Origin of the sequence: Streptomyces sp. NPDC005774, assembly GCF_042871645.1 — a bacterium.
Taxonomy (GTDB): domain Bacteria; phylum Actinomycetota; class Actinomycetes; order Streptomycetales; family Streptomycetaceae; genus Streptomyces; species Streptomyces pratens.
The window spans coordinates 1-6508 of record NZ_JBIAIV010000108.1 but is presented as its reverse complement, the minus strand read 5'-3'; the positions used below and the strand labels follow the sequence as shown (position 1 = coordinate 6508).

Annotated in this window: 5 protein-coding genes; 1 reads left to right on the top strand and 4 read right to left on the bottom strand. The window is 67.6% G+C overall.

Annotation, left to right across the window (positions count from 1 at the left end; genetic code table 11):
- Positions 1–8: 8 nt before the first annotated feature.
- A complete protein-coding gene (locus tag ACFYQA_RS38950; RefSeq protein ID WP_388928512.1) occupies positions 9–1112 on the bottom strand; it encodes a hypothetical protein in 1104 nt (367 codons plus the stop codon).
- Positions 1113–1217: 105 nt separating this feature from the next.
- Between ACFYQA_RS38950 and ACFYQA_RS38945 the strand changes: the two genes are divergently transcribed.
- The gene (locus ACFYQA_RS38945) at positions 1218–2117 is read left to right on the top strand and encodes a hypothetical protein (RefSeq protein ID WP_388928510.1); all 900 of its coding nucleotides are present in this window, start codon (positions 1218–1220) and stop codon (positions 2115–2117) included.
- A gap of 88 nt (positions 2118–2205) precedes the next feature.
- Here ACFYQA_RS38945 and ACFYQA_RS38940 read toward each other — a convergent pair whose 3' ends face one another.
- The 3 genes from ACFYQA_RS38940 to ACFYQA_RS38930 all read right to left on the bottom strand — a co-directional run bounded on the left by ACFYQA_RS38940 (position 2206) and on the right by ACFYQA_RS38930 (position 5674).
- Positions 2206–2583: a hypothetical protein gene (locus ACFYQA_RS38940; protein ID WP_388928508.1), complete on the bottom strand. Its 378-nt coding sequence runs from the start codon at positions 2581–2583 to the stop codon at positions 2206–2208.
- A gap of 81 nt (positions 2584–2664) precedes the next feature.
- Positions 2665–3360, bottom strand: coding sequence for a DUF6308 family protein (locus ACFYQA_RS38935; protein WP_388928506.1), 696 nt, complete (start codon positions 3358–3360; stop codon positions 2665–2667).
- 1 nt (position 3361) lies between these two features.
- On the bottom strand, positions 3362–5674 hold the full coding sequence (locus ACFYQA_RS38930) for a hypothetical protein (RefSeq protein WP_388928504.1): 2313 nt from the start codon (positions 5672–5674) through the stop codon (positions 3362–3364).
- Positions 5675–6508 lie beyond the last annotated feature (834 nt).

Below are 6508 nucleotides of genomic sequence, written 5' to 3'. Positions count from 1 at the left end.
CGATCTCCTCACGCTCCTCGAGCGTCAACGGTCTCCGCACTGCCACGAGCAACCCTTCTCACCTGCACTGTTGCTTCGAGGCTATGACACCGCCCCCGGTTGGCGTGGTGGTAGTGCCAGAACAGATTCTTCTGTCCTGGGGAGTTTGGTGGCAGGGAAGCCTCCATGCGGCTGTAGAGGGCCCGCGCCGCCTGCTCCTGGTCAGGGATCTTCCGGGTTTCCTGCCACCAGGACAGGAGGTGCTTCCAGAGCAGTCCCTCTTTACCGACAGGGTGTTCGTAGACCAGCACCTTGTCGTCGCGTTCGGCTACCTCGATGTCGTTGTCGAGGGCGCTGGTGAAGCGGATGTCGGGCTTGCCCAGGGTGGCGAAGATGAGGTTGCGCGGGCGGCGTTCGGTGCCGCGGCCATGCTCGACGAGCTGGAATTGGGGGTAGCCGTCTGCTTCTCCGTGCTGGCTCAGCCGGGCGCCCGCTGGGTTCAGGTGCCGGTTGGCCATCTCGACGAAGCGGCGCTGCGCCGGCTCGTCGGGCAGGACAGCCGAGGATGCCAGGCCCTCGACGAAGTGCCCGAAGCGGGGGTGCGGTGCTTCGAAGGCACCGAGCTGCTCGAAGAAGTGCTCGGTCGTCCAGTCATCCGGGAACCGGATCACGTGGCGCTCGATCTGGCTGCGCAGGCTGTTTGTCGGGGTGGTCCACCCGCCGAGTGGATCGTTGTCCAGGTGCCACAGTCGGCCCAGCAGGCCCATGAAGCGGTCCGGGTAGCCGAGGTGATCGGAGAGATCGAAGTCTTTGGCCAGCTCGCGCCTGGTCCGGCTCGGGATCTGCACATGGTAGCGGCCGAGCCACAGAACATCCTGCAGCGCCATCCGTTCGGCCTGGCCCAGCTCCTCATGTTCAAGAACCGCGTCGGCGACGTCCGGCAGGCGATCGTCGGGGCAGGCATTGAGGCTGGCCACCAGGCGCTCGTGCTTGGTGTTGCCCTCGCTGGGCGTGGGAAGGCCGAGGCGCTGGCACAGCGCCGGCAGTTCCTTCGCGGTGTAGCGCGTGTACAGCGTGAGGAGCACACCGTCGATCAGCCTCCGCAGCAGCGCCACGTCCATCTGTTCCCCCATCCCATGATGATGAGCGACGCCCGGACACGATTCCACCCGTCCAATGCCTTAGCCAGCATCCAAATTCGCAGTGCACTCGCACACCGCGCCTCTACCTTGATGCGCATGTCGCACGAATCGATCCACGAGCATTTGCTGATATCAGCCCGGAAGTGGGCGCGCACGGCTGTCGACGCGTACCTGGAGGAGCCCATCGACCAGGACTTCGCCGTGCACCACATGGCGGTCGCGGTGGAGCACGCGTCCAAGGCGTACCTGGCGTCCATCGCTCCCGTGCTCCTCGCGTCGGAGAAGCAGCCGAGCGTGGACGACCTCCTGGTCCTGAGCGGAAACGAGGACAAGACGAAGAAGGGCCGCGCCGGGCTCAAGACCATCGGCGGCGAAGGCGCCATCCTCAGGGCAGCCCAGCTCCTCGGCCCCGAGCACAAGGCGCCTGCCAAGCTCAAGGAACTGCGGGAGTCCCGGAACGGCATCACCCACATGGGGTGGGGCCAGCCCGTGACCGAGTGCCGCGAACTCCTGGCCGCGGGCATCGAGCACATCAACGCGCTTCTCAAAGAACTGTCGACAGAGCCCGACGGCTTCTGGGGCACGCGCCTCGAAGCCTGCACCGCGCTTGTGGCCCAGGCCACCACCGAGATGGAGATCCGGTACCAGGCGAAACTCCGGCAGGCCCGCGAGCGCTTCGCCGAGACCACCCGGCGCCTGTCCGAATCCGAGATCGCCGAACTCGTCAGCAGCCTCTCCACGCTGCCGACGGCCGCTCCGTGGCCACTGGCCGTACCTGCAGAATGCCCCGCGTGCGGACACACCGGCTTCGCAAGCGGCCGGGACAAATCTGGAGAGTACGGGGAGGTCTGGTTCCTCCCCCGGCACTTCGGGTGCCGCCTGTGCGGTCTCACACTCACGCTGTGGGAACTTGACCTCGCGGGAATCAAGGGCCGGATACTCAACGACGACGAGGAGCCCGACCCTGACTGGGAACCCGACTTCGAGACGTACTGAGGGCTCAGGCAGACGTTCCTCCACCGCCGGTGCCCCATCCACCGGGGAACTCGGACGACGCGCGGCGCTGCTGTTCCTCGCGGGCGATCTACTGCGCGAGGACGTCGCGGTCGATGTACGGGGCGACGGCGGCGAGGACCAGGCGCTGGAGTTCGTCCGGCTCCAGCGCCTCCACTTCCCACTGCACCGGGCGCTCGATGCCGAAGCCGTAGCGGCGGGCGAAGGCCGGCCACCGCGGGTCGCCGCTCTTGCCCTCAGTCGCCGGGAGTCCGTACACACGGACCTGTTCGTAGGTGAGCAGGACCCGGGTCACCGAGCTCCAGCAGCCCGTCCGCTCTACCCAGTCCCGCTCGATGTCCTCGCCAGAGCAGTCGAAGTCGCCGACCACTGCAAGGTGGGCTTCGTGTTGCTCATGGGCGACGCGGTCGCGGACGACGTCGGCGTAGGACTGGGAGCCGAAACCCATAACACACCAGGCCAGCCGGCACCCCACGCACCAGCAAGCCCCCTCCGAGCGTCAGCATTTGATTGTCCCTGCGGTGGGTCCTCAGGGGCAGCGGTGGCCGGGGGCGGGGTGGGCCATCCAAACGGCGACATCGGCGACCCGTAGCGCGCTGACTGTCTCGGGCAGGCCCGCACTCTGTCGCAGGCCAAGGAGCCTGTGGTGCAGGGCCGCATCGTCCTCGCGCAGGGCGGTGCGCAGATCGGTCCAGAACGACGGCGGGTGGCCGAGCGCACAGCGCACGACCCGGTCGTAGACCGGCAGCAGCCGCGGCCGCTTACGGGCCAAGAGCTTCCCGGCGATCACCCACCCAATCTTGTACTGGTCCTCCAACAAGCACCAGGCCCGGTACGCTGGCGAGCCGTCCGCGACGATCGAGACATCGGCGTCGGACAGATCGGTGTCGGAAGGGATGCCTCGCAGCAGTTCGGACAGTTGGGTGCCCAGCGGGCCTTCCAGCAGGTCAAGGGCGACGGGCGCGGGGACGGTCACCGACAGGGTCTGCACAGCTACCAGGTCCTCTGCGGTGAACCGGTCCGCGACCTGCCTACGGTCACCCCCGCCCGCCAGGTGCTCGAACCGGCCCCCTGTGAACGCTCCGGCGCCCGGGGGCAGGCCGATCCCGAAGTAGCGGCGCAGGTCGTCCACCACCTGCTCCGCATCCAGAACGGCGTGCAGGCGCTGCCCCACCACGGACGACTCCCCGCCGGAGGACCCAGGCCCCGTGACGAGCTCGCTCATCTCAGATACCTGTGCCCTCATATGTGTCAGTTGTGGCCGGTGGCGTCGGCTGGGCCGCCCATACCTCGCTGATCAGGGTGAAGGAGGTAGTGAGCATTCCGGCCCCCCAGTGTGGGGGCATGACGGAATGAGCCCTCCGGCCGTGGGCGATGCGGTTGCGGAGCTTGCGCCCATCGTGGAGGAACTCCGTCTGCCGCTCGGTCAGGAGGCCACTCTCTTTGCCCTGCTTGATGAGGGCGTGGAGCGGCTTCGTGCCGGAGTCGGGGATCTTGGCCCGGAGGACGATCTCCATCGCGATCAGGGCGTGCAGGAGGGCCACGGTGGAGAACTCGTAGCAGAAGTAGGAGTGGCGCAGGAGCTCGCGGGCGGTGTGCAGCACCGTTGCTGCGGACTGCGGAATACCGGAGGGCACCGTCAAGCCGGCGACGATGTCGTGCATGTCGGCGTACTGGGTGACGAAGTGATGGGCCCGGGGGTCGGGCATGGGGAACGGCAGGTGCTGATCGGCGGCGGCGTTCCACGTCATCGGCATCCGTGTGCCGCTGTCGGCAGGCCCCGTCCGGGCAGGTGGCTCCTCCCCGAGGAAGATCACAGCCAGGGCGAGCTGGAGCACGAGCGCTGCCCGGTGCCGGGAAGGCGTGTCGACCAGGTCGTGCAGGACGTTGTTGCGGAGGTTCATCTGCCCCTCGGCGTTGCCCAGCACTGTCCGGAGGACGAGGGGCCACGGCTCGGGGAAGCCGAGTTCATCCAGCTTGTCGAGGAGGGAGCCAAGCTGCTGGACCCGTCCGATGGTCTCCCCTTTTGCATGCGTGATCACCGCGATGTCGGCTGCCTGGAGTCGGCGGCGCAGTGTGCCTTCGAGGCGCGGCAGCGCCAGTGCCAGGGCCGTGTCGACATCGCCCTCCCAGAACGCCTCGAAGGCGCGGGCGAGACCAAGTATCCGAGTCTCTGGAGCGTGCTCTGGGCTGGCGAAGAACGGCACGAGGTCCTCCGCTGTCGGGCGGAACCGGTCGCGGACTCGGTCCAGCTGGGCTTCGACGACCAGGCCGTGCACGTCGAGGGCGAAGACGTGCTGCCGAAAGAAGAAGCCCTCTCCTCCGGTGCTGCCGCTCCCGACGGTGCGCGTCACGACGGGGCCGTTGGGGTTGATGTACACCGTCGGCAGGGACAGCAGCCCGGACGGCAGGGCTGCGGAGTCACTCATCGTGGGAGGAGTGGTGGCGATGAAGTGAAGTGCGTGCTCCATGCTGTGGGCGGCGTCGATGGCCGCGCTCGCTGCCTCCAGGTAGCCCGGCGGCAGGGGGACCGGGGTGCGGATGGTGTCCATGGACATTTCGTCCCGCCCGATCTTTTGCTGCGTTCGGCGCACCTCGTCGAGGGCGTCGGTCAGCCCACTGTCGCGGGCATGTCGGGCAGCGTCTTCCAGGGCGAGGAGTTTCCGCAACCCGGTGCTGCTGTCGGCCAGTTCCATACGGGCGCGGTGGATCCTTTCGTTCACGTCTCGGCGCTCATCGTCGGTGCGCACCATGCGGCGGAGCTCTTCGAGGAACTCCACCCGGTAGTGGAACTGGCCTTCTCCGCGGTACTCGTCGGCGGCACGTTCGAGCAGGGCGTGCACGGCGGACCAGTTGTCTTTGCTGGCCACGAGCGGGGCGGTCATACGGGTGAGCACGTCCGGCAATGGGGTCTTCCAGTCGAGCGCGGCATGGCCCAGGGCGATCATTTCGCCGACGATGTCCGTACACTCCGGCCGCCGCGTAGTGGCAGCCAGTCCGTGGGCGAGCACCAGGGCGTCCGCTGCACGAAGCCGGGCCAGCTCGACTTCGAAGGTTTCCGCGGCGCCCGGCTCGGGCGGGTTGGCGGGTGCCTCCTGGTGGTCCTCGGCCTTCGTCAGCAGCGTGCAGGCACCAGTCCGGTAGCTGTGCACCGCGGAGCGGAGGTGCTCGATGGGCCGTGTTCCGTGCCGGGCCTCCCAGAGCAGGTGGTGAAGCCGGGCCCGGACCAGGGGGTGGGTCGTCTCGGGGGCGTAGGCCGCCCAGGCCTCAAGGACCGCGGGCGCCATGTCTTTCACGGCCCTCGGAACCAGGTCACCGTTGTCGTCGGTGCTGCGAAACGGTCCGAGGACAACGTCCCAGTTGCCGTCCTGCACCCGGAACTCCATGGCCGCCCACAGGGCCGCGAAGTGCTCGTGCTCCTCCTCGCCCGGGTTCGTGTGCGACCAGCCAGCGCGCAGGGCCCGCCCGGCCTTGTGCAGTGGTTCGCAGGAGTCGACTCCGCTGTTCACCGTGCTGAGAACTGCTGGCTGAGCATCCATCTCGACTCCTGACTCCAGGTGTAGCGGTCGAACTCTAGGCGACCGTCCTGGCCGGGAACGAGTGGATTGTGAAGCTGGGTGATCTCTTCTGCATCGACGGCGCGGCTTGCCCGAGATGGGGGCAGTGCACGGCGGTCGCTGGTCACGTCTCCCAGCGTGACCCGACCGCGTCCGAGAAGCTGGTGAGCAGCGGGAACAAGAGGCGAGACCTGGCAGTATGATCCACCTGGCCCCGCCGCCTCTTGTACGAGCTACCGGGTCGTAGGACATCTCCGAGTCCGACGAACTGGTGGCGAGCGGCCGGAGGTTCATCGGCTACGAATCGTCTTCTTTGTCTTGCCTCAGGTGATTCATGGCGAAGGAGATCTCTTCGGGATGAGTAGTTGTCCGGGCCAGCACCCAGGCGGTGCTGGCGTCCATGCCGGGTCCGTATGCTGCTGCCAGACGCCGGGCGCGCTGTGTGGTCAGTGGTGCCAGCAGCCACCGGATCAGTGGAAACTTGATGCGCTGGTGTGCTGCGGAGGCGTCACGATGCGGGCTCACCTGTGCCTCCGGCAGTGCTGGTGTCCGGGAGAGGGCCAGCAGCTTCCCTGAGTGGGCAGTGGGGTTCGGGGCACTGGGTGTGGTTGCAGGCCCGGAGGTTGGCCAGGGCAACGCGGCCACCCAGCCGGGCCAGTTACACCGTCGGCCGCGCGCGCCGACCGGCATAGGGCGGTCTGGCGAACGGCCGCCGCCAAGTCTCAGCCTCGATCCACCGCGTGATCCCTGATCACGCGGTGTGATTGCTTTCGGGGTGGTTTTTCGGTTTCCGGCAGCAGGCGTTTCCGGTTGCCG